This window comes from Methanofervidicoccus sp. A16 (assembly GCF_003351865.1).
GTDB lineage: Archaea > AGJL01 > Methanococci > Methanococcales > Methanococcaceae > Methanofervidicoccus.
Window position 1 is genome coordinate 939910 of record NZ_CP022242.1, and the last position, 21270, is coordinate 961179.

General features: G+C 33.5%; 18 protein-coding genes. 9 read left to right on the forward strand and 9 right to left on the reverse strand.

Going from position 1 to position 21270, the window contains the following annotated elements; translation table 11 throughout:
- Positions 1-26: 26 nt before the first annotated feature.
- Positions 27-908 (forward strand): AIR synthase related protein, encoded by an 882-nt coding sequence (locus tag CFE53_RS04430; RefSeq protein ID WP_148120662.1) that lies wholly within the window; start codon positions 27-29, stop codon positions 906-908.
- A 98-nt stretch (positions 909-1006) separates the two neighbouring features.
- Here CFE53_RS04430 and CFE53_RS04435 read toward each other — a convergent pair whose 3' ends face one another.
- Positions 1007-1930 carry a hypothetical protein gene (locus CFE53_RS04435; protein ID WP_148120663.1) on the reverse strand — a complete coding sequence of 308 codons (924 nt, stop codon included), beginning with the start codon at positions 1928-1930 and terminating at the stop codon, positions 1007-1009.
- Between the two features lie 36 nt (positions 1931-1966).
- Entirely contained in the window at positions 1967-2191 is a 225-nt protein-coding gene (locus CFE53_RS06910; RefSeq protein ID WP_253254740.1) for a hypothetical protein, read from the reverse strand.
- 594 nt (positions 2192-2785) lie between these two features.
- On the opposite strand from CFE53_RS06910, the gene CFE53_RS04445 reads away from it, so the two are divergent.
- Complete coding sequence (locus CFE53_RS04445) at positions 2786-4513, forward strand: DUF505 family protein (protein WP_148120665.1); 1728 nt, start codon at positions 2786-2788, stop codon at positions 4511-4513.
- 305 nt (positions 4514-4818) lie between these two features.
- On the opposite strand, the gene purS is transcribed toward CFE53_RS04445, so the two are convergent.
- Both purS and purC read right to left on the reverse strand, forming a co-directional pair.
- Entirely contained in the window at positions 4819-5070 is a 252-nt protein-coding gene (purS, locus tag CFE53_RS04450) for a phosphoribosylformylglycinamidine synthase subunit PurS (protein WP_148121160.1), read from the reverse strand.
- Between the two features lie 20 nt (positions 5071-5090).
- Positions 5091-5819, reverse strand: coding sequence for a phosphoribosylaminoimidazolesuccinocarboxamide synthase (gene purC / locus CFE53_RS04455; protein ID WP_148120666.1), 729 nt, complete (start codon positions 5817-5819; stop codon positions 5091-5093).
- Positions 5820-6267: 448 nt separating this feature from the next.
- Between purC and dnaG the strand changes: the two genes are divergently transcribed.
- The 4 genes from dnaG (at position 6268) to CFE53_RS04475 (ending at position 10162) form a co-directional block, all read left to right on the forward strand.
- Positions 6268-7524 (forward strand): DNA primase DnaG, encoded by a 1257-nt coding sequence (dnaG, locus tag CFE53_RS04460; protein ID WP_148120667.1) that lies wholly within the window; start codon positions 6268-6270, stop codon positions 7522-7524.
- 458 nt (positions 7525-7982) lie between these two features.
- Positions 7983-8306 carry a UPF0058 family protein gene (locus CFE53_RS04465; protein ID WP_148120668.1) on the forward strand — a complete coding sequence of 108 codons (324 nt, stop codon included), beginning with the start codon at positions 7983-7985 and terminating at the stop codon, positions 8304-8306.
- 8 nt (positions 8307-8314) lie between these two features.
- The gene (locus CFE53_RS04470) at positions 8315-8752 is read left to right on the forward strand and encodes a UPF0179 family protein (RefSeq protein ID WP_172456360.1); all 438 of its coding nucleotides are present in this window, start codon (positions 8315-8317) and stop codon (positions 8750-8752) included.
- Positions 8753-8926: 174 nt separating this feature from the next.
- Entirely contained in the window at positions 8927-10162 is a 1236-nt protein-coding gene (locus tag CFE53_RS04475) for a methanogenesis marker 15 protein (RefSeq protein ID WP_148120670.1), read from the forward strand.
- Positions 10163-10404: 242 nt separating this feature from the next.
- Here CFE53_RS04475 and CFE53_RS04480 read toward each other — a convergent pair whose 3' ends face one another.
- The 4 genes from CFE53_RS04480 to cbiT form a co-directional block, all read right to left on the reverse strand.
- A complete protein-coding gene (locus CFE53_RS04480) occupies positions 10405-12654 on the reverse strand; it encodes a DEAD/DEAH box helicase (RefSeq protein ID WP_148120671.1) in 2250 nt (749 codons plus the stop codon).
- A gap of 695 nt (positions 12655-13349) precedes the next feature.
- Entirely contained in the window at positions 13350-13886 is a 537-nt protein-coding gene (gene ftnA / locus CFE53_RS04485; RefSeq protein ID WP_148120672.1) for a non-heme ferritin, read from the reverse strand.
- Positions 13887-15337: 1451 nt separating this feature from the next.
- Positions 15338-16570, reverse strand: coding sequence for a hydroxymethylglutaryl-CoA reductase (NADPH) (hmgA, locus tag CFE53_RS04490; RefSeq protein WP_148120673.1), 1233 nt, complete (start codon positions 16568-16570; stop codon positions 15338-15340).
- A 420-nt stretch (positions 16571-16990) separates the two neighbouring features.
- Complete coding sequence (gene cbiT, locus CFE53_RS04495; RefSeq protein ID WP_148120674.1) at positions 16991-17536, reverse strand: precorrin-6Y C5,15-methyltransferase (decarboxylating) subunit CbiT; 546 nt, start codon at positions 17534-17536, stop codon at positions 16991-16993.
- A gap of 123 nt (positions 17537-17659) precedes the next feature.
- Here cbiT and radA point away from each other — a divergent pair, with 123 nt between their 5' ends.
- Positions 17660-18628, forward strand: coding sequence for a DNA repair and recombination protein RadA (gene radA / locus CFE53_RS04500; RefSeq protein ID WP_148120675.1), 969 nt, complete (start codon positions 17660-17662; stop codon positions 18626-18628).
- A 942-nt stretch (positions 18629-19570) separates the two neighbouring features.
- A complete protein-coding gene (locus CFE53_RS04505; protein WP_148120676.1) occupies positions 19571-20182 on the forward strand; it encodes a hypothetical protein in 612 nt (203 codons plus the stop codon).
- Here CFE53_RS04505 and purE read toward each other — a convergent pair.
- Positions 20179-20655, reverse strand: a complete 477-nt coding sequence (purE, locus tag CFE53_RS04510; protein ID WP_148120677.1) for a 5-(carboxyamino)imidazole ribonucleotide mutase — start codon at positions 20653-20655, stop codon at positions 20179-20181. The two genes, CFE53_RS04505 and purE, sit on opposite strands and share 4 nt — an antisense overlap.
- Positions 20656-20753: 98 nt before the next feature.
- Between purE and CFE53_RS04515 the strand changes: the two genes are divergently transcribed.
- The gene (locus CFE53_RS04515; protein WP_148120678.1) at positions 20754-21161 is read left to right on the forward strand and encodes a nucleoside-diphosphate kinase; all 408 of its coding nucleotides are present in this window, start codon (positions 20754-20756) and stop codon (positions 21159-21161) included.
- Positions 21162-21270 lie beyond the last annotated feature (109 nt).

The window sequence follows — 21270 nt, forward strand, 5'->3', positions numbered from 1 at the left end:
GTTAAATAACAATAGAGAACGATAACATGGAACGAATAGAGTACGAGATAAAACATGCTATAAAACACATGATGGAGACGAACTATCCAAGAAAGAGATTGTGGGATATGGATCCCAAGGTAAAAGATCTAATAAGAGGTATTAGGGCAGGGGATGACAGTGTAGTAATAGGTAGAAATGTTATAAACATGGAGGGGCCTTATCCCCTAAAGTTAGGTTCAAAAACTGCCCTTATCCATACCTCCTGTGATGTTGTAGCCATGGGGGCAAGACCTCTCTACGCCTTAGATGCCATCCAGGCCCAGAACGAGGAAGAGATAAAGATGGCAATAGAGGGGTTGAGGAGGCAGTCCTTAGGTTTAAACATCCCAATCGTCGGAGGAAACACTCAAACTGAGGAGAGTTTAAAATCCTGTATATCTGTAGTGGTATTTGGTGAGTTGATAGGTGATAAGGTAATTACAGATGGAGGTGCCCAGGTTGGAGATGTTGTACTTATGTTGGGGCATCCTGTAGAGGGAGATATTGGTGAGAGGATCCAGAGGGCTAAAAATAAGTACGATACATTTCTAAGTATAGTGGAGGAGGGTATTGAGATTAACGCCTGTAAGGACGCTTCCAGGGGTGGGTGGTTGTGCAACATACTTGAGATGATAGTGAAGGCCAGGGTAGGTGTGGAAATAACCGCTATACCTTATCCCCGCTCCACTAGATACCTGGGAACCTATATAGTAAGTACTAGGGAGGAGAATTTAAGGGATATATTGGAGATATGTGTGGAGAAGAGGTGCCCTGTTATACCATTTGGGAGGATCATCGAGGAGAAGGTTTTTAAGGTGGGGAATAAGAAGTATATCAGTGAGGATGTTCTCAGAGATATTATTGCTAGGTTTCCCTATAAAAAATAATAATTAGTAATACTTACTTCTCTAACTAAAAAAGTAAAATATATTTAGGAAAAAATTTTATTTTTATTATAAATTTTTATTATTTTTTTAATTTTCCATTATATATGTTTTGAGAGTTCTTGGAATATCTCTTCAACTAGTATATTTCTACCATATTTTCTACAATATTCTCTCAATATACTTATCCTTTCATAAACAAGATCTGGATATTTTTTAGTTATTTCATAAATTGTATGAAGTGCAGTATTTCTTATAATTTCATTATCGCTGAAAATCAGTTTAAAAATGCTATCAATATACTTTTCTATTTCCTTTTTATCCAAATTTATTAGAACAGAAAAACAGTATGCTACATTTAATGGATTTAGTTCTTCTAATTTCCCTTTTTCAATGAGTTTTAAAGTTCCCTTTAAATCTTCTTTCTTTATAGGCGATTCTATTTTTTCTTCAGAGATCTCTAGTTTTTTAACTAGAGAAAGATTAAGAAGGGATTCTCCTAAATCAAGTAGTTTCTTAATTAATGCCTGCTGTTTAATAGAGTCCTTCAATTTAACAAGTTTTTCATATAGAGCATTTTTTCGAGATTGGGCTTCATTTAACTTTTCAATATCTCCATAATTCTTTATCAGTTCCCAAGTATGCTCTCTTATAAGCACATTTACAGATTTTTTATTAATTTCGTATATCTCTTTTTCCACATATTTAAAGTAATCTGGATTTTCTTTTAACAGTAATTTTAGACACATTAACGTATTTAATACAATTTCATCGTCATCACTCTTCAAAAACTTTTTTATGTACGGCAGTAGTTTTTTATGGTTCATCTTATGTTTTAAGAATATCTTCGTTAAAAGGTATATGGAATTTGAAGATAATTTTGTATCATCTGATCCAACAAATTCTAGTAGATATTTTAAAAGAGACATATCACTTTCTATCAATTTTTGGGCTTTTAAAAGATGTCCCTTTTCAATAAGTTTTTTCAATTGAAGGGACTTTGGATATAAAAGGGGGAGAACCATTAACAAATCACCCTATTTTATTAATTACATTTCCAATTAATAGCATTCATAAGGTTCTATAGGTATCACCTTGTACGTTAGATCTTCTTTTTTAACCAACTCTAAAAACTTTGTACATTTTGAAGGATCCCTATTAGTAACAACAATATCACAAGTGGCTGTGTTAAAGTCCTCAGATATAATCTCAGATTTAATAGGGAGTGCCCCCGAGTTTATCAAAGAGTTTAATATTTCCTTATGTAGACTTAAACATTTATCCATATCCCCAGATATTCTAACAAGATATGAAGGAAATGCTATTTCTTGACAATTCGTAATAATAAATTCGTACTCTTGCAAAATTTCACAGAGTATTTTACATTTAGTGCTAGTGGTTTTTACAATAATCTTTAAAAAATAATGGGAGTGGTTTAAAATATTCGTTATTTTTATACAATACATTTTTGAAATGTTGTCAGAGATCAATATTTTAAGTTTATCAAAGATTTTTGCCTCACAGATACACTGTATAATGAATATCTTTTCAGAATCCATATTCCCCCCTTAAACTTTGTAATAACTGGATAAAAACTTAACATTATTTATTTCTAAACCAATTATATTATAATAATCATTATAATAATCCATTATATATAATTTTATTTCCAATATTATTAATCTTATCTATTAGGTCCAAATCTTTTTTCCTAAAATCTGGTAAACAGCATTTTATTTTAGTAATTAAACTAGAAATATTATATTAAAAAATCCAAATATAAACATATGGACACTATCTATAAACCAAAAATTATATATAGAACTTTAAATGAACAAATAAGTACTTCCACACTTGTTAAAATTTTATAAGGTGATAAAATGTTTTTAAAGAAGAGACATTTGGAAATACTGAAACTTATGAAAAATACAACTAAAAGTAAAGAGTTAAAAAGTAAACTACCTGAAGAGTTTGAGGTAAGAATAGCAGAACTCTTTATCTTAGGATTTGTAGAGATATCTGGAGAGGACATAATCTTTACAGACGTTGGAAAAAGGATGGTGGAGTTAATCGACAAGATACCTGTAGAGGATATACCTGATGTGTATATAAATTCTGAGATTATCAAGATTATGGAACTCTTAGATAAAACAGGTTATGTCCCAGAGAAATGGAACAATTTACTAGTAGAGAGACATTTGGCAAATTCTGAAGGACTAACTGAAGTTGGGAAGGAGATACTCAAGATCTACAGAGAATCTCACCCAGTGGTATATTTAACACCTGATATACTGGACTTTGTAAGAGGTATGCCAAAGATCGGCCTTTACGAGGAACTGATAACTTATAAGAACACCAAGAAACAGGGCGACAATATACTTAACGCCCTTCAGGCTATGAGATTACTAAGTATATCCCCTACAACTGAGGCTGGTAAGGCCTTCGCCACAACAGTGGCACTGAAGGAGGTATTGAAGATTGCCTCCATGGTTCCAAAACTAGGTAGAACGTTGATCCTAAGAAAGGAAGATTTCGATGCAATGAAGAGAGGAGAGTTCAGTGAGGAGATGGTGGACAGTGGTTTCTGTGAAGAGGGGGAGATTACAGAGTTGGGACAGTCCATGCTAAACACCTACAGTGAGATAGGTAAAACCTATCAGGAGATAACACCTATCTATGTATTGGAGGACGAGATCAAAGTTTTAAAGACTATCGAGATTATCAAAGAGAAGTATGAAACCAACCCGGAGGTACTACCTACCTACAAGGAGATAAAAAAGAGAAGTGGAATTGAAGATTTGGGAGAGGTCCTTCACACATTGGAGTTTAAGGAACTTATAAGAAGGGAAGTTATAAAAAATAAAGATACATACTGGATGACTGAATTTGGAGAGAAGGTTAAGGACTTAGGAACAGTAACTACCGACGGTATGAAAGCAATTACTTATCCTGAACACAACGATACACCTATCGCAGAGTGGGTGGTAAAGGGTAAAGAAGAGAAGGTAGTACAGAGAGGTATTACTGATAAAGGTAGTTTCTTACTGAAATTAACCAGATCCATTAAAAGAAGACCTTATCTGACTAAGTACGATATATCTGCCCTAATTAACATGCCAGTGAAGAGGTACATCCACAGGGACGAACTAGTTAAGTTGATACAGAAACACGTTGGTGGTGATGAGGAGGCAATTATTAAGGCTTTAAATGAGAGTGAGTCCAAGGGACTAATTAGAGAACTACAGAATAAGATGATTATTTTAACAGAACTTGGAGAGGGTGTTAAAGAGGCCGTTGAGATGGCAAAGGTACAGGAACTCCTATCTACGAAGTTTGCAATAACTCCAACTACCTTCAATATACTACTGGCAATATACAACAACAGGGAAGACTTTGACAGAGTATGGAGAGAGAAAAGTGAAGTTGGAGAGCATAAAGAGAATGAAATCATACTTCTAGCCAAGTTACTCCCATTAACTGTGGATGAGATAAAGAAGAGTCTGGTCATTTTGAAAAACGTTGGGTTAATTGGTAAGAAGGGCCTTACAGATGCTGGAGTTAAACTGGTAGAGTCCTATCTCAAACTCTGGAAGGGCATAAACAATTAAATATTTTTCTCGGACAGAGGTTTTTACCTCTTTTTTATAATCGATAAAATAAACTAGTGTACTAGAGATCATTATCGAGGAGTTTTAAATAAAAAATAATATATTATAAAAATTAAAATTAATGAAAGATGATAAATATATAACATGTAAATAAAATCCTGTAATATCCCTTAGAATGTTTTGAGCATTAAAAAACAGGTTTGGATCTCTATTTAACCCCTCTTCTTTCATTAAGAGTTTTTTATTTTTTATTTTATTATTTTTTTAACATTGATTATAATAATAGGAAAAATAAGAAAAAGAGATCAATCCACTTTCTCCACTTCAATCTCGTAATCGTGGATAACAGGGTTTGCAAGTAATTTTCTACACATCTCTTCAACTCTTTCTATCACTTTATCCTTATCTTCGCCCTCAATAAGGAGTTCTATACATTTAAAGGTATTTGCATCTTTAACCTCTTTGTATCCCAGGAAGTTCAAGGCTCTCAAGATAGTTCTTCCCTCTGGATTCAGCACTCCTTTTTTTAACTTAACAGTTACCACTGCCCTGTACATCCTAACTCCCTTATATATTTTTATATACATCCTATTCTCTTTGCTACAATCTCGTACTTACTTACAACATCTCCTAGATCCTTCCTAAATACATCCTTATCTAAAACATCTCTAGTCTCCTTGTCCCACAATCTCATAGTATCTGGACTTATCTCATCGGCAACGACAAGTTCTCCGTCCTTTGTTCTTCCTACCTCTATCTTAAAGTCCACAAGTATTATTCCCTTCTCATCGAAGAACCTCTTAAGTACATCATTTACCTTTAGAGCCAATTCTCTCAACTTCTTCAACTCCTCCTCTGTAGTTAAACCTAAGGCAATGGCAATATCCTCGTTTAACATAGGATCTCCATATTCATCACTCTTGTAGTCAAACTGTACAATGGGCCTCTTTAACTCCTCTCCCTCTTTGAAGGGATACCTTCTACAGAGACTTCCCGCAGCAATGTTTCTTACAATTACCTCTATAGGTATGATTTCTACCCTCTTGGCAACCATATATACAGGATCTATATATCCTAAGTAGTGAGTAGGTACACCTTCCTTTTCCAACACCTCAAATAACTTGGAAGATATAAGGGCGTTAAGATGACCCTTTCCCTTCTTTACATCTCTCTTCTTTCCATCTCCTGCAGTTATGTCATCTCTAAACTCGATAAGTACTCTATCTTCATCTATTTCATATATAGACTTCGCTTTACCACTGTAAAGAGGTTCCCTTTTAAGTATCTCTTGGATATCTATATTCATTATTATCCACCCTTCTTTTTTTATTCATATTTCTTATTTTTTTATAATAATTTAAATATATATCTGTAGTTGGTGTATTTTAGTCATCTGTTAAGAATTGGAACCGTCCTTTTTAAAACCTCAAAGGTATTTTTAGAAAAAATATTATAGTTTTAATTTCACCTAAACTAATTTTTATTATTCTTTATCATATTTTTATTAATTTTGTTCCAATTCTCCATCATTTTAATCAAACTACAATTTAACGAATATGATCTTATTATTTAACTCCTTTTCTAATAGAATATCTTGTTTTAACAATGATATCCCCTCTATCCTATTTATTTAATCTTAATATTTCAATATACATAAATTATAATTAAAATAAGTTTAAATAGATTGTTATATTATTATTTTTATATAAAAATTCAAAAGCGAGATTACTGTTGGCATCAAGGAGGGATGTTATATGGATTTTGGCACTACTAAGTACATCATATACGCTGAACTTGTTGCAGATGGATACGTGGAAAAAAATGATATAATAGGTGCGATATTTGGGCAAACTGAGGGATTACTAGGGGGTGATTTAGATTTAAGGGATCTCCAGAAGAGTGGGAGGATTGGGCGGATAGATGTTGAAGTTACCAACAACAGCAACGGGAAATCCTATGCAAAGATAACCTTGCCATCTAGTTTAGATAGGATTGAGACAGCGATTATTGCTGCGACGTTGGAAACTATTGACAGGGTAGGACCTTGTTCAGCCAAGGTAGAAGTGAAAGATATAAGGGATATTCGTCTTGAAAAACGTAAGTATATTACAAATAGGGCGAAGGAACTTTTGGAAACCCTTATGGATAGTATGACAGATATCCATGATATATCAGAGGAGATCAGGGAGCATATTAGAACTAGAGAGATAGTTGAATACGGTGAAGAGAAGTTACCTGCAGGTCCAAATATAGATAGTTCAGATAGTATAATAGTGGTAGAGGGAAGGGCAGATGTTTTAAATCTCCTAAGATGTGGGATCAAGAACGTAATAGCAGTTGGAGGTATCTCCATACCTAAGACTATTGTAGAACTGTCCAAAAAGAAAATTACCACCATATTTATCGATGGAGATAGAGGAGGAGAACTTATACTGAAGGAATCCCTTCAGAGGTGTGATATAGACTACATTGCGAGGGCTCCCAAAGGTAAGGAGGTAGAGGAACTCTCTAAGAAAGAGGTATTAAAGTATTTAAGGCTAAGGGTACCAGTAGAGCAGTATTTACAACAGGTAAATAGATGTAACGACCTCAGTAGAAGTGTAGTAGAGACATCTAAGGAGGAGGAAATTACTAGTACAGACTTTAACTCGAAGGAGGAGTGCCCTAAGGAGGATAGTAATAACAAGGAAACACTTACTTACGAGGTACTAAAGAGTGAAAATTATGAGTTAAAATTGGAGTATATTAGATCATCAATTGAAAACATTAAAGGAACTAACAAGATAAAGTTGATATCTCCAAACTTTGAAAAGGTACTGTCTATGGAAGAGTTATCAGAGGATTTACTTACTGATGTTTATTTTATTATCACAGACACTCCAATAACCCAGCAATTGATAGATAGATTTTTTAACAATGTCAACTCTAACTTAGTTATAATTGGAAGGGAAACACATATAACTAAAAAACCGCCTAATTTAAAGATCTTGAAGTATGAGGATGTGATGTAGTTAAAAATAATATTTCCCGTTGGACATCTTGGATCATTGAAAAATAATTTTTAAGGTTAAGTATTCTTTAATAATTATTATAAAAGTTATAATTATTATAAAATCTTAGAAAAGGATAGGTGAAAAGGAAGCAAAACTCTATTGGCCCTTAAAGGTGTTTATTTTCTACACAGTCCTATAGATGGAAGTCTCTTAAAGATGAAAATTCATACCTTAAAGTATTAAAGATAGTTCAGAAAAATGTAAATATAGAAAATTTTTTATTCTCTATTTTATCATTGTCCATTATTTCATTGTTTTTTATTTTTATTATCATTTTTATTATTCCTTTAATAAAGAATTAAGAAATATATAATTAAAATTACGATTAATAAGTAGGATTGGCTTAATAGGAAACTACTAATAGATGAGATAAACATTAAACTGATAAAAACCCTCTTCTCTTTTTAGGTGATTGTATGCACAAAGATGAACTTATTCAATTACATCAACTTTTAGTATATATGAGAAAGATATTGAAAAAGAAATTTGGAGATTCTATCGATATGTATTTTACATCCTATGATAATCTAAAAATATACCCTCATCATATACATAGGACTAAATCTGAACATACTTATGCCATATTTCTACTGGCAAGTGGTATAGCAAAGGTATTATCGGAGTATGGGAACGTCCCAAGGAGTGTAGCCAGTAGACTAAAAAGTACAGGGGAGAGAATAGAGAGGGAACTTGTAAGGCAGAGAAGAATAGACAATAAATTTAAAAAGAATATAATATAGGGATTATTATGGAGAAGAAGATCACATTAATTGGAAGTAGATTGGCGAAGACTGGGAATGAATTCATCTACTGTGGAATGTTAAAGGAGTGTGAGAGTTGTAAGTTTAAAAAAATCTGTCATGAGGGCATGATTGTAGGGAGGAGATACAGGATCCTCAGTGTCAGATCTGCAGATCATCCCTGTAAGATCCATGAATGTGGAGTTAAGGTTGTAGAAATTGAAGTATCTCAGGAGATACCTATGTTAATAGAATCGAGAAAGGCGTTAGAGGGTTTAACCCTATCTAATGGTACAAAGTGCAACAATATATTTTGTGAAAACTATCCACTATGTAATCCAGAGGGACTGTCTGAGAAGTTTAAAATAGTAAAGGTATTTAAAAATAAGGTGTCCTGTCCTAAAGGACACTCCCTGAGGAAGGTATTAGTATCTCCAGTAGATTGAAAAATTTTTATAAAAAAAGAGTAAAATATAAACTGCTCAGCTGTCCCCGATGTCATCACCGATCAGTGAAGTCGGCACTCATCATTGCAGTGTAATATTACAATGTTGAAAGATTAATATTTAATATTTTTTATCATTAATAATAATATTTTTTATCACTTATACGGTGATACTGTGGCAGTAAAGATAGCAGAGATAACCTGTGGTCCTGAATACAGTGGAGTTCAGGCTGAAATTGAAAAGGCTGCAAGGGAAGTTGGAGGAGAGATAGTATTCCCTGAAGTAGATTTAGACTATATAGATAAGGTTAATGAAGAGTTAGGTTTTGAGGTAGCCTCTGCAAATTTAAAACTTATGTTTGCAAGGGCTATGTCCATAATAGAGGGAAACAGTGATGCAGATGCAGTATTTATAGCCACATGCTTCAGATGTGCAGAGGGTGCTCTCGTTAGAAACGAGGTTAGAAGACTTATTCAGGAGTACACAGATCTACCTGTTGTTATGTACTCCTTTACAGAGAGAACTAAGGCATCGGAGTTATTGACAAGGATGGAAGCCCTAGTAACTATAGTGGAGAGAAAGGCACTACTAGTTAGAAAGAGACAGGAAGGTATAAGTCTAGGTATAGACAGTGGATCTACAACTACAAAGGCTGTAGTAATGGTAGATAACAAGGTTGTTGGAAAGGGATGGGTTTATACTAGAGACGTTATAGAGTCTGCAAAGGAGGCTGTAAATGAGGCCCTGAAGGAGGCAGGATTAAAGATGGAGGATATTGAAACCATTGGAACTACTGGATATGGAAGACATACCATTGGAGAGTACTTTAAAGCAGATCTCATACAGGAGGAACTTACTGTAAACTCCAAAGGTGCCGCCTTTTTGGCAGATAAACAGGAAGGTGAGGCGACAGTTATTGATATTGGAGGTATGGACAACAAGGCTATCTCCCTTAACAACGCCATACCAGACAGTTTTACTATGGGAGGTATCTGTGCTGGTGCCAGTGGAAGGTTCTTCGAGATCACTGCAAGGAGGTTAGGTGTGTCTATCCAGGAGTTGGGAGAGATGGCTGCAGAGGGAGACTGGAGAAAGGTGAGGATGAACAGTTACTGTATAGTATTCGGTATTCAGGATCTTGTTACAGCCTTGGCAGAGGGTGCCGATCCAAAAGATGTAGCAGCTGCAGCGGCCCATTCAGTTGCAGAGCAGATATACGAGCAACAACTACAGGAGGTAGATGTAAGAGATCCTGTAATACTTGTAGGTGGTAGTAGTCTCTTAAAGGGTATGGTGTTGGCGTTGGAGGAGATACTTGGTAGGAAGATAGTGGTACCACCTTATTCACAACATATTGGAGCAGTAGGTGCGGCACTTCTCTCCTCTGGGTATAAGTACTTCAAGGAGTAAGGTATTTTATATCTCATTAAAAATTCAATGTTATTTCTCTACCTGTTCCGAGCATTGGAAAATTAGATGGAATATCTGCCATTTTTATTTTTTAGAAGATTTTACTTTTTTTATTTTTTAAAATTATATTTATTATTTATAATTTTTATTTTAAAAATTATTTAAAATGTCATATAAAATGGACTATCTGATATTATTATTAATTCTTAACTATTTTTATAATTATTATTCTAGCTTATAATTTAAGACTTAGTGTACTTTTCAGTGAGCACCTCTTTTATCTTCCTTGCAGTTGTCTTACCTACACCTTCCACCTTCATAAGTTCTTCCTCAGGTGCATTAACTATATTCTCTATGGTACCAAAACTTAGAAGTAGATTCTCTGCAGTGACAGGCCCAACATCTGGGAAACTCTCAACTATAAACCTCTGTCTCTCCCTTAGAGACATAGGCTTCTTTCCAGTTCTAATCTCTACAGGTCTCTTATTTTTAATTTGTTCCCTCTCTGCCAACTTTAACAGTATATCTGCAGTCTCCTCTGGATCCTTGGTGAAGATTATAGGGATGTGGTAATCTAACACTATAGAGAGTATAGCACCCTTTATTGCATTCTCTTCGAGTCTCTCGAACCTATCTCCCTCGATAATTAGAATAGGTTTCTCGTAGTTCTTCAACTCCTTCAACTGTTTGAAGAGTCTCTTGTCTATTATGGAGTTTTCGAAGTCTTCAGACGTCTTTCTCTCTACAACTACCCTATCACTGAGTATATAGTCTCCAAACTCCAAATTTTTAAACTCCAACTCTGCCCTCTCAAATAGAAGTTTTCCTATATTCCTCTCCCTGTGGTCTATCACTATCTTAGGTTTTTTCTCTCTATCCTTCTCCTCACTTTCATCTTTCTTCTCTAACTTAGAAGGGATCTCTCTTTTATCTACTACTCCAATATCGCCCTCTATATAGACATCTAAAGGTCCTCTACACCCCTCTACTCTTCTCTCCTTCAACTTCTTATTTAACGTCTTCACCATCTCCCTTAGTATCCTCTTCATATTCCTCTCCTTCTGTATCGCAGACCAGTAGTACGCCTCATCCCTGCTATTCTCAGTTATAAGGATAATACATTCTCCCCCCTCACCTCTGGAGGCTCTCCCTTTCCTCTGGATAAACCTAATCTCAGAGGGCACCGGTTCGTAGAATATTACGTAATTAACACTTGTTATATCTATACCCTCCTCTGATACACTTGTAGATACCAATACGTTTATACTATCGTCCCCCTTAAACCTCTCCAAGGTTCTTATCTGCTCCTTCTGGGACATCCCTTTACCTCCCCTGTTAGACTGGCCCATAAAGGGCAGTGCTCCGATGTTGTTCTCCCTAAGGAGATTAACGATCTTCTCTACAGTGTCCCTGTACTGGGCAAATAGGATGATCTTCTCCTTTTTATTTTTACTTAGGATATTCTTTACTATCTTGAGGAGTTTATCCAACTTTGGATGATCTACATCCAATGTTCTCAACTTGTATACTGCCTTCAGTACCTTACTGTCCCTAACGATCTCTTTGGCAGATTTTGTATTTTGACTACCTAACTTCTCGAAGTAGTTTAGGAACGCATCCTTTCCCTGGCACTCCAAAATCTCTACTGCGTAATCCAATTTTATAGCCTCAGATACCACCCTTATCAACTCGTACTTAGAACTGCCCTCTATCTCCATCACTCTCCTCTGTAGGGATAGAAGTTCAGATCTATTTACCACTGTAGAGGGAATTATTTTACAGTCTCTAAGTATCCTCAACCTCTCCTTTAGAGCCTCTCTAACTAACTTTATACATTCCTGGTACTCCTTAGGTAGTTTTACCTTTACAGTCCTTATTTTCACAGTTTTAACGTACTTCTTTACATCGGGATCCTCATGGGTTCTTATCTCCACATGTTCAATTCCAAGGTTCTCACACACCTCAAATACCTTATCTATATCAGACCCTGGAGATGCAGTTAATCCAAGAACTCTAACCTTCCCCTTAAATGCAGAGGCTACAAATGTATAGGAGTGATTACCTGTTGTATGATGTGCCTCATCTGCTATAAGGAGGACAAATTCATCAAGGGGCACCCTCCCTGCCACGATGTCGTTTTCAACGATCTGAGGAGTCGCAACGAATACCTTACCTGTTTTCCAGAGTTTTTTCCTCTTTTCAGGAGGTATCTTTCCAGTTAAAACTACTATATCCTTCTCAGGAATGTTTAAGAAATTCTTTAGACTGTTGTAGTGTTGTTCTACCAAGGGACGAGAGGGGGCTATAATTAGAACCTTTCCATCTCTTTTAGACAGTACTCCTGCAATTGTTAATGTAGCAATAACTGTTTTTCCAAGACCTGTACCTAAGACACAGAGGGTATTCTTCTCCAGGGCTTTTGCTACGATCAACTCCTGATAAGTTCTCGCCTCTACAGTGTTAGGTTTTATTAGAGGGTGATCTACGTACATAGGGTTCACCTTAAAATTATATTATCAAAATTAATTTGTGAAAATGAATATAAAATGAAGTACCTTAGATTTAAAAAATAAAATAGTAAGGATTAAAAAAATTTAATTAAAAAAACTTAGTTCCCATCCAAGTAGTGATTAAAAGAACAGTAAAAATGATAATTATTATAATAAAAATCATGATTAAAATAATCGGTATAAAACTATATAAAGACTATTATTAAATATCCTAGGATCTTTCTGATCACCTAGATAAGAAATCATGTTCTGATATCCACTATATTAAAAGATATTCAGGGGATCATTTTAAAATTTTTGTATCTGGAATAATAGAGGTTTTCTGTTTTTTAAACATTTTTTATTTTAATTTTTTATTTTAAAATCTTTTCTTATTTTTTATTTTTTTATATCTTATTATTTTTATAATTCTTATTATTCTCTAAACTATCCTTTTGATGGGAACCAGGGTTTAAAAAATAATTTTAAAGAATTATAAAAATATTAAAAAAGTATTTCTTTAATTTAAAATTTTAATTAATGATTTCTGCCATATAAAACCTTAATCTTACTTAATAACCCCCGTCTATAATATCCTCTACTACTATAACACAGGATGAAGGCTAAAGGGAGAAGAAATAGTTTTTATACCAACCTCCCTTAACATAACATTAATAAAAATAAGAATATAAAAACGTTTATTTAATCGATTCAATCTCTTTATTTTTAATTGATTCAATCTCTTTATCTTTCATCGATCCAATTTCTCTATCTACTATAAATAGACCGCGCCCTTCTAATCCTACCATATTTATTTTGTCTAATATAGATTTAAACAGTTTTTCTTCTTCACGTTGCTCTTCAACAAACCACTGTAAAAAGTTAAAAGTTCCAAAATCTTTTTCCGATAAAGAAAGTTCTACAAGCTCATGGATACGAGATGTTACTAATTTTTCATGTTTATAAGCAGTTTCAAAAACATGTTTTAAGTCTTTATATTCTGATTTCGGTTTTTCAATAGCATCAATAATTGGCAATGCACCAATGTCTTGAATATAATCAAATAATTTTTGCATATGTTCCATTTCTTCTGCTGCATGATTTCTTAAAAATTTAGCAGATCCTTCAAATCCTTCATGATTGCACCATGCACTCATTTGCAAATATAAATTAGCAGAATAAAACTCATTCATCATTTGCTCATTTAACTTTTTTAGTAACTTTTCACTTATCATTTTTTCACCTTTATTTTTTATTAAAGGGCAATAATTGACCTTAAAAACATTATTTCTTATTTTAAAATAAAGTTGTATCTTCTCCCATATAAACCTTCCTATCTCGAACCTATGATAAGGGCACTTCTATACAAAGATCTGCGACTTGATAATCTTCCCTATTTTAGTCCACACAAGTATAAAATCAATTAAATAAAATAAATAAAGAAAATCCACAAGAAAAACACAATAAAACCAAATAAAACCCCTAATTAATCCAGATCCCAATAGATTATTAAATCTAAATTTATAAAACAATCATAACCCATCACCGATATGGGATTACTTATTTACTTCTATTTAAAAAATTAAAATTATAAAACTCTAGTTCCCATTAAAGTGGTAATTAAAAGAATAATAAAAAGATAATTATTATAATTAAAAATCATAACTAAAATAATCAATTAAAAATATTAGATATTCTAAGATCTTTCCGAACCCTTAGGTAAGATAGGAGATCTTATTCTAAATCCCTGTATTAAAAGATATACAGAGGATCATTCTCCTCCAATCTTCTTTTTAAAATGTTATATCTGAGATTATAAAAGTTTTTTGTTTTTTACCCCTTTTCTTTATTTTTTTATTTTTATTATTTTTATAATTATTTTTATTATTCTTTAAACTACTCTTTTGATGGGAATTAGGGTTTATTATAATAAGAATAATAAAAATCTTAATGAGGAATAACAATAAAATAATTCTGAAGGGATAGAGATAAAAAGTAAAATTAATATTGGATACAGGATAGACAGGTAAAATTCCTTTTTAATTTTTTTAGTTTTTATGATCTTTAATTTTTTATACTACCATTTTGATGGGAAGTAGGCATTTATAATTATTATTTTTTATCAGGATTTTTTGATGGGAAATAGGGTATTATAAAATAAAATATAAATAAAGAGTAAATACAGTAGATAAAAATAATAGGGATTCTTCTCTCTAGATTGCATTTGGACTAGGGAGCCAGAAAACATCTGTTATATCCTTTATTCTTAAAAGTTCTTCTTAAGAGTTTTTTATCTTATATTTTTTACTATCGTTCCCATCAGTAGTGATTAAAAGAATAATGAAAATGATAATTATTATAATAAAAATCATAATTAAAATAATCAGTATAAAATCATATAAAAATTATTAAACATTCTAGGATCTTTCTAATCACTTAGTTAAGATAGAAAACCTTACTCTGATATCCAATTATATTGGAGGGCATACAGAGGATCATCAATCTTCTTTTTAAAATATTTTATATCGGAGATAATAGAAGTTTTCTATTTTTTAAACATTTTTTTATTTTTATAATTATTCTTATTATTCTTTAAACTATCCTTTTGATGGGAACTAAGGTTAATAATAGGGTATTTTTCCCCATTTCCCAAATCGTTGTTAATTCAATATCTCATTTTATAAACTTACCTACCTAACTGGGCATGGGCTCTCGCTAAGTGTCCAGATGCAAGGGCTCCAAGGAGAGACAACTCTCCAGCCAAAACTGCCCCTCCAACGATCTCTGCAAATTTAAGAGCCTTGCCACTACCGTAACATCCCAACATCTCTAAGCACTCCCTCTGTGTCTCCACCCTTGTACCTCCCCCTACTGTCCCCAAGGGCACATCTGGTAGAGTAACAGAGAAGTACAACCCATCCTCCTCAGATTCTGCAACAGTTATACCTATACTTCCCTCTACAATGTGAGCCTCATCCTGCCCAGTTGCTAGGAATAGAGCACCTATTATGTTGGCGTAGTGGGCGTTGAACCCCATAGAGTTAGAAACTGCCGAACCTATGAGATTTTTATATAAATTAACCTGCTCTATAGCCTTTGAGGTGGTTTTTAGATACTTCCTTACCTCCTCCTCCTTTAAAAACACCTCTGCAACTATGGTTTTACCTCTCCCCTCTACCATATTTACTCCACTAGGTTTCTTATCTGTACAAAAATTACCACTTAGTGCCACAGTGTGCACCTTTATACCTCCATTTTCCTCTTTAGCAACCTCCTCCTCGATGAATTTACATGCCTTTTCCGTAGCAATCGTCACCATATTCATTCCCATAGCGTCCCCAGTAGTGTAGGTAAATCTTGGATATACGTACCTCCCAACTATTACTATGGGATGAATAGATATCAACTTACCATATCTAGTTGTACCCTCTGCAACCTCCTTTATCCTATGGAAGTTCTCCAATATCCAGTTCTTCAACTTTATTGCCTCAACTACAGAGGATGTTTTAAATACTGGTGCCCTTGTCATCTTATCATCTATTACCCTAACTGTACATCCACCACATTTATTTATAACACTGCAACCTCTATTAACCGATGCTACAAGGGCGCCCTCTGTTGTAGATAGAGGTATGTAAAACTCTCCCTTGGCGTACTCTCCATTAATTTTCAACGGTCCTGCAAAACCTAAGGGAATCTGGATGGCACCTATCATATTTTCGATGTTCTTCTTTATAGCCTCTTTCTCATCTATAGAGTATCTTCCAACATGCTCTAACTTCACTCCCGTTACTTCTTCAATATACCTCCTCCTAACCTCTACTGCATCCTTTGGGCCCATCATATCTTCAAGTTGATAGGGTTTAATCTCCCCTCTTTTTAACTTCTCCACAATCTCCTCGATATTTTTATTGTCCATATTTTCCCCTTTTTTACTATTTAATCTAAATTAACGTATCATTGAGAATTTAATAATAAAAATAATTATTATTATAATATAAAACAATAATATAAAATCCTAGTTCCCATCAAAGTGATAATGTAAAAAATAATAATAAAATTATAAAATAAGAATAAAAACTAAAAAAATTAAAAAGAAATCTTACTTGCTTATCCAGTATCTAATATAGGAGGAAAAGGTTATTTAACTTTTTTATCTCTATCCCTTCAGAATTATTTTATTATTCCTCTTAAAACTTTTATTATTTTTATTATAATAATTATTATTCTTCTAAATTACAATCTTGATGGGAACTGAGGTTAATATAAAAATAATAAAAAATACGTTAAAACACTTGATAAAAATTATAATACCGATAAATAAAAAGGTATATTCAGACTACAATCTACAGGTGATTATATTTATAGGATTCCTAGATAGCATCATATGGCCATTTTTTATCTTCTTCCCATAACTTACAACAACATTTACAACCTCAATATTGTACCTATCTATGTCCTCGAAGTAGTTCAGAATTCTAGCAGTGTTTTCAAGGACTATTGTATTTATCACTATAACCTCTGTATTCTTTTCTGTAAGTATATCCAAAATTTTATATATATTCTTTGTACCTCCTACAAAGGCTTTATTAAAATCCAAGGATTCTAAAACCTCCTCTCCCTTTCCCTTTATCACTTTACAGTTTTTTATATCAAAGAGTTCCAAATTTCTTTTAGTAGTTAATATTGCATCTTCAGAGTAGTCTATAGCGTAAACAAACTTACACTTCCTACCTATCTCCACAGTCATACCTCCACTACCACATCCAATATCTACCACAACATCATCAGGCTCCAACTGTAATTTACCTATACTTATGGCTCTTATCTCCTCCTTAGTTATTGGAACTCCCTCCATTCTAAAAAAATCCTCGTCTCTGATCATCTTTACACCTTCCTATATATATTGCAAAAATTATAAATAGTGATTTTCCAATAGGTTATCCTATCACTTTGATAATTATAAATTTATAATTATCATACATCATGATTATAAGGTGATCCTTCAATGGCAGATAAATTAACTGATATACCTGGAGTTGGTCCCTCAATTGCAGAGAAACTTATTGAGGCTGGATACACTGATTTTATGAAAATAGCAACTGCCTCAATTGGCGAACTTGCCGAGATCGATGGTATAAGTGAGAAGGTAGCGGCTAAGATAATTGCCCATGCGAGGGAGTTGTGTGATCTTGGGTTTAAAAGTGGTACAGATCTTTTGAAGCAGAGGAAAACTGTATGGAAACTATCTACAGGTAGTAAGGAGTTAGATAGGATACTCAACGGGGGATTGGAGAGTCAATCTACTATAGAGTTTGCAGGGATGTTCGGAAGTGGTAAAACCCAGATTATGCATCAGGCATGTGTAAATCTCCAGTGTGACGATATGATAATTGCAGATAAGGAGGCGTTGGATGAAGGTGAGTTGGAGGATAGAAAGGCTGTGTATATAGATACTGAAGGTACCTTTAGGCCTGAGAGGATCATGCAGATGGCGGAAGCCCTGGGAATAGATGGCCAGAAGGTTCTTGACAACGTCTTTGTTGCAAGGGCTTACAACTCAGATATGCAGATGCTCTACGCAGAGAAGATAGAGGAACTTATTAGATCGGGAAATAATATAAAATTGATCATCGTGGACTCCCTTACAAGCACCTTCAGGAACGAGTATACAGGGATGGGAAAACTTGCAGAGAGGCAACAGAAACTTGGTAGGCATATGGCAACCTTAAATAAGTTGGCCGATCTCTACAACTGTGTAGTACTTGTAACTAACCAGGTTGCATCAAGATTAGACGCCTTCTTTGGACCTGCAGAGCAACCTATAGGTGGACACATCGTAGGCCATGCTGCAACCTTTAGGTTCTTCCTTAGGAAGGGTAAGGGAGACAAGAGGATAGCCAAGTTGTACGACTCTCCACATCTCCCAGATTCCGAGGCTATATTCAGGATAACTGAGAAGGGAATTCATGATTAAGGAGTGTATATTTAAGTATATTGGCTATTAAGGTAGAGTTTTGCTAATTTTTTTATATTTTTTTTAATAATATATTTTTACAATATTTTTTTATTAACAATAAATACGACAATCATTCTGAACAGAACTTTTTAAATTAATAACAACTATCGAGGATCTTAAATAAAAAAGTAAATAATTATAAAAAGAATACCCTAATTCCCATCAAAAGAATAATTTAAAGAATAAATAGAAATAATTATAAAGATAATAAAATAAAGAAAATGTTTAAAAAACAGAAAACTCCTATCATCCTAGATACAAACTAATTTTAAAATAAATATTGAAGGAGAATGATTCTCTAAATATCTTTTAATATAGGGATTCAGAATGAGATATTCTATCTTACCTAAGGGTTCGGAAAGATCCTAGAATGTTTAATAGTTTTTATATAGTTTTATACTGATTATTTTAATCATGATTTTTAATTATAATAATTATCATTTTCACTGTTCTTTTAATTACTACTGATGGAAACTAAGGTAAAAAGAATAATTAAAATTATAAAAAATAATATTGAAACTGTTAATATCCAATAAAAACAAAATAGGGGCAAAAAAGCAAAAAATATACCCTTGTCCTCGAGTTTGCACTGAGTACTGGAGAAAACAGGGCAGAGTTTCTGTTAAACCTTCTTCTTAGAAGTTTTTCCTCTCTTTTTTATTATTAATCTTTTATCCCAATTTTTTGGTTATTATTATTTTTTATTAATAAATTTTTAAAAGTTATGTTTTTGACTATAATTATTAGAAAAATAATAAAAGGGTAAGGGGTAGAAACTTAGTATCTCGAAGTAGCAAGAGGGTATTTATTTTTATTTAATGAGAAAATTAAGATATTAATCAAGAACATAGGATTTTATTACTTTAAAAACCAGAAAATACTTTAACAAGGGATTAAAATATGAAACTCTCAGATGATAAAATAAAATATATCTGTCTAATAACCGTCTTATTTGGCATTTTATCTTTAAACTTCTACAACTTTGAACCTAAGGAGAAGAAAATAAGGGATATAGAAGAGGGAGATTACGTTAAGATAAAGGGGTATATTCAGAGTATGAAGGTGATAAGAGATTGGTGTGGAAAGATCCAGGATATTAAGTATATAAAAATTGGGGATAATACAGGAGGCGATCTAAGAATATACCCTTCAAAAGATATTGAAAAGGATCTTATAGAATACATATACAGTTATACTCCAAGTATAAAGGAGGGGGACCTTATAGAGGTTGTGGGAACTGTAGAAGTATTCAACGGCATCTACCTTATACACCTTAAGGATCTAAAAAATTTTAAACTGTTAGAGAAGAGAAACTTTAAGAGGGATATATTCCTTTCTCCTACACCTACAGGGATATACGCATCGAAGTATGGAAAAATATACCATACCTCTAACAAGTGTCCCTATGGGAAGAAAATAAAGGAAGATAACAGGATATACTTCTACAGTGAGGAGGATGCTCAAGATCTTGGTTATAGAAAATGTAAATGGTGTGCCTCTAAGGATGATTAACTTTTATATAGTTCCCTAACTCTTTTATCTGAATTCATAACTTTTTCTTTTAGTTTTTCTCTATACTTTTCCAACTTCTTGGCTAACTCCTCATCGGAGAGTGCTAAGATCTCAAGGGCTAAAAGTGCGGCGTTATCTCCTCTGTCGATTCCTACAGTTGCAGTTGGTATACCAGGAGGCATTTGGACACAACTTAATAGGGCATCCATTCCATCTAACTTACTCTCTACAGGCACCGCTATCACAGGTTTTGTTGTTAAGGAGGCTACAACTCCTGGGAGATGGGCTGCAAGCCCTGCAATCGCTATAAATACCTTGGCTTTACTATTTTTTACTATCTCCTCGACGAGATCTGGAGTTCTATGGGCAGAGGCAACTCTTACCTCAAATTCTACTCCAAATTCTTTTAGAATAGGTATTCCCTTTTCAGCTATCTTTAAGTCACTTTCACTACCCATTATTATACATATCATGGTCCCACTCTCAGTCATTAGTTATGTAAGAAATGTTTATAAATAATATATTTATAAAATGTTATTTATACCTTTTGACAAAAGTAAAAGGGGATATATTGAAAGAGAGAACCTTTGTAATGATAAAACCTGATGCTGTAAAAAGGAAGTTAATGGGGAGAATTATTCAGCGCTTTGAAGATAAAGGGCTGGAAATAGTGAAGATGAGGATGTTGAAGATGTCAAGGGAGTTGGCAGAGAAACTATATGAAGAACATCGAAATAAGGACTTTTTTAAGGAGTTAGTTGATTTTATTACTTCAGATAGGGTTGTTGTAATGGTAATTGAGGGGGAAAAGGCCATATCTGTAGTTAGAAAAATGATAGGAAAAACCAACCCATTGGAGGCAGATATGGGAACTATAAGGGGGGATTTTGGATATTCCACACCAGATAACCTAGTACATGCCTCGGACTCTGAAAAGAGTGCTAAGAGGGAGATCCAGTTGTTTTTTGGAGAGTATTAACTTTTAACTTTGTTATTTTTTAATAGATATTCTTTAATATTTTTGCAAATTTATGTCTATTTTGGATTAATTTTATTTTTTATCGGGATTAATTTAACTATTGTTGTTC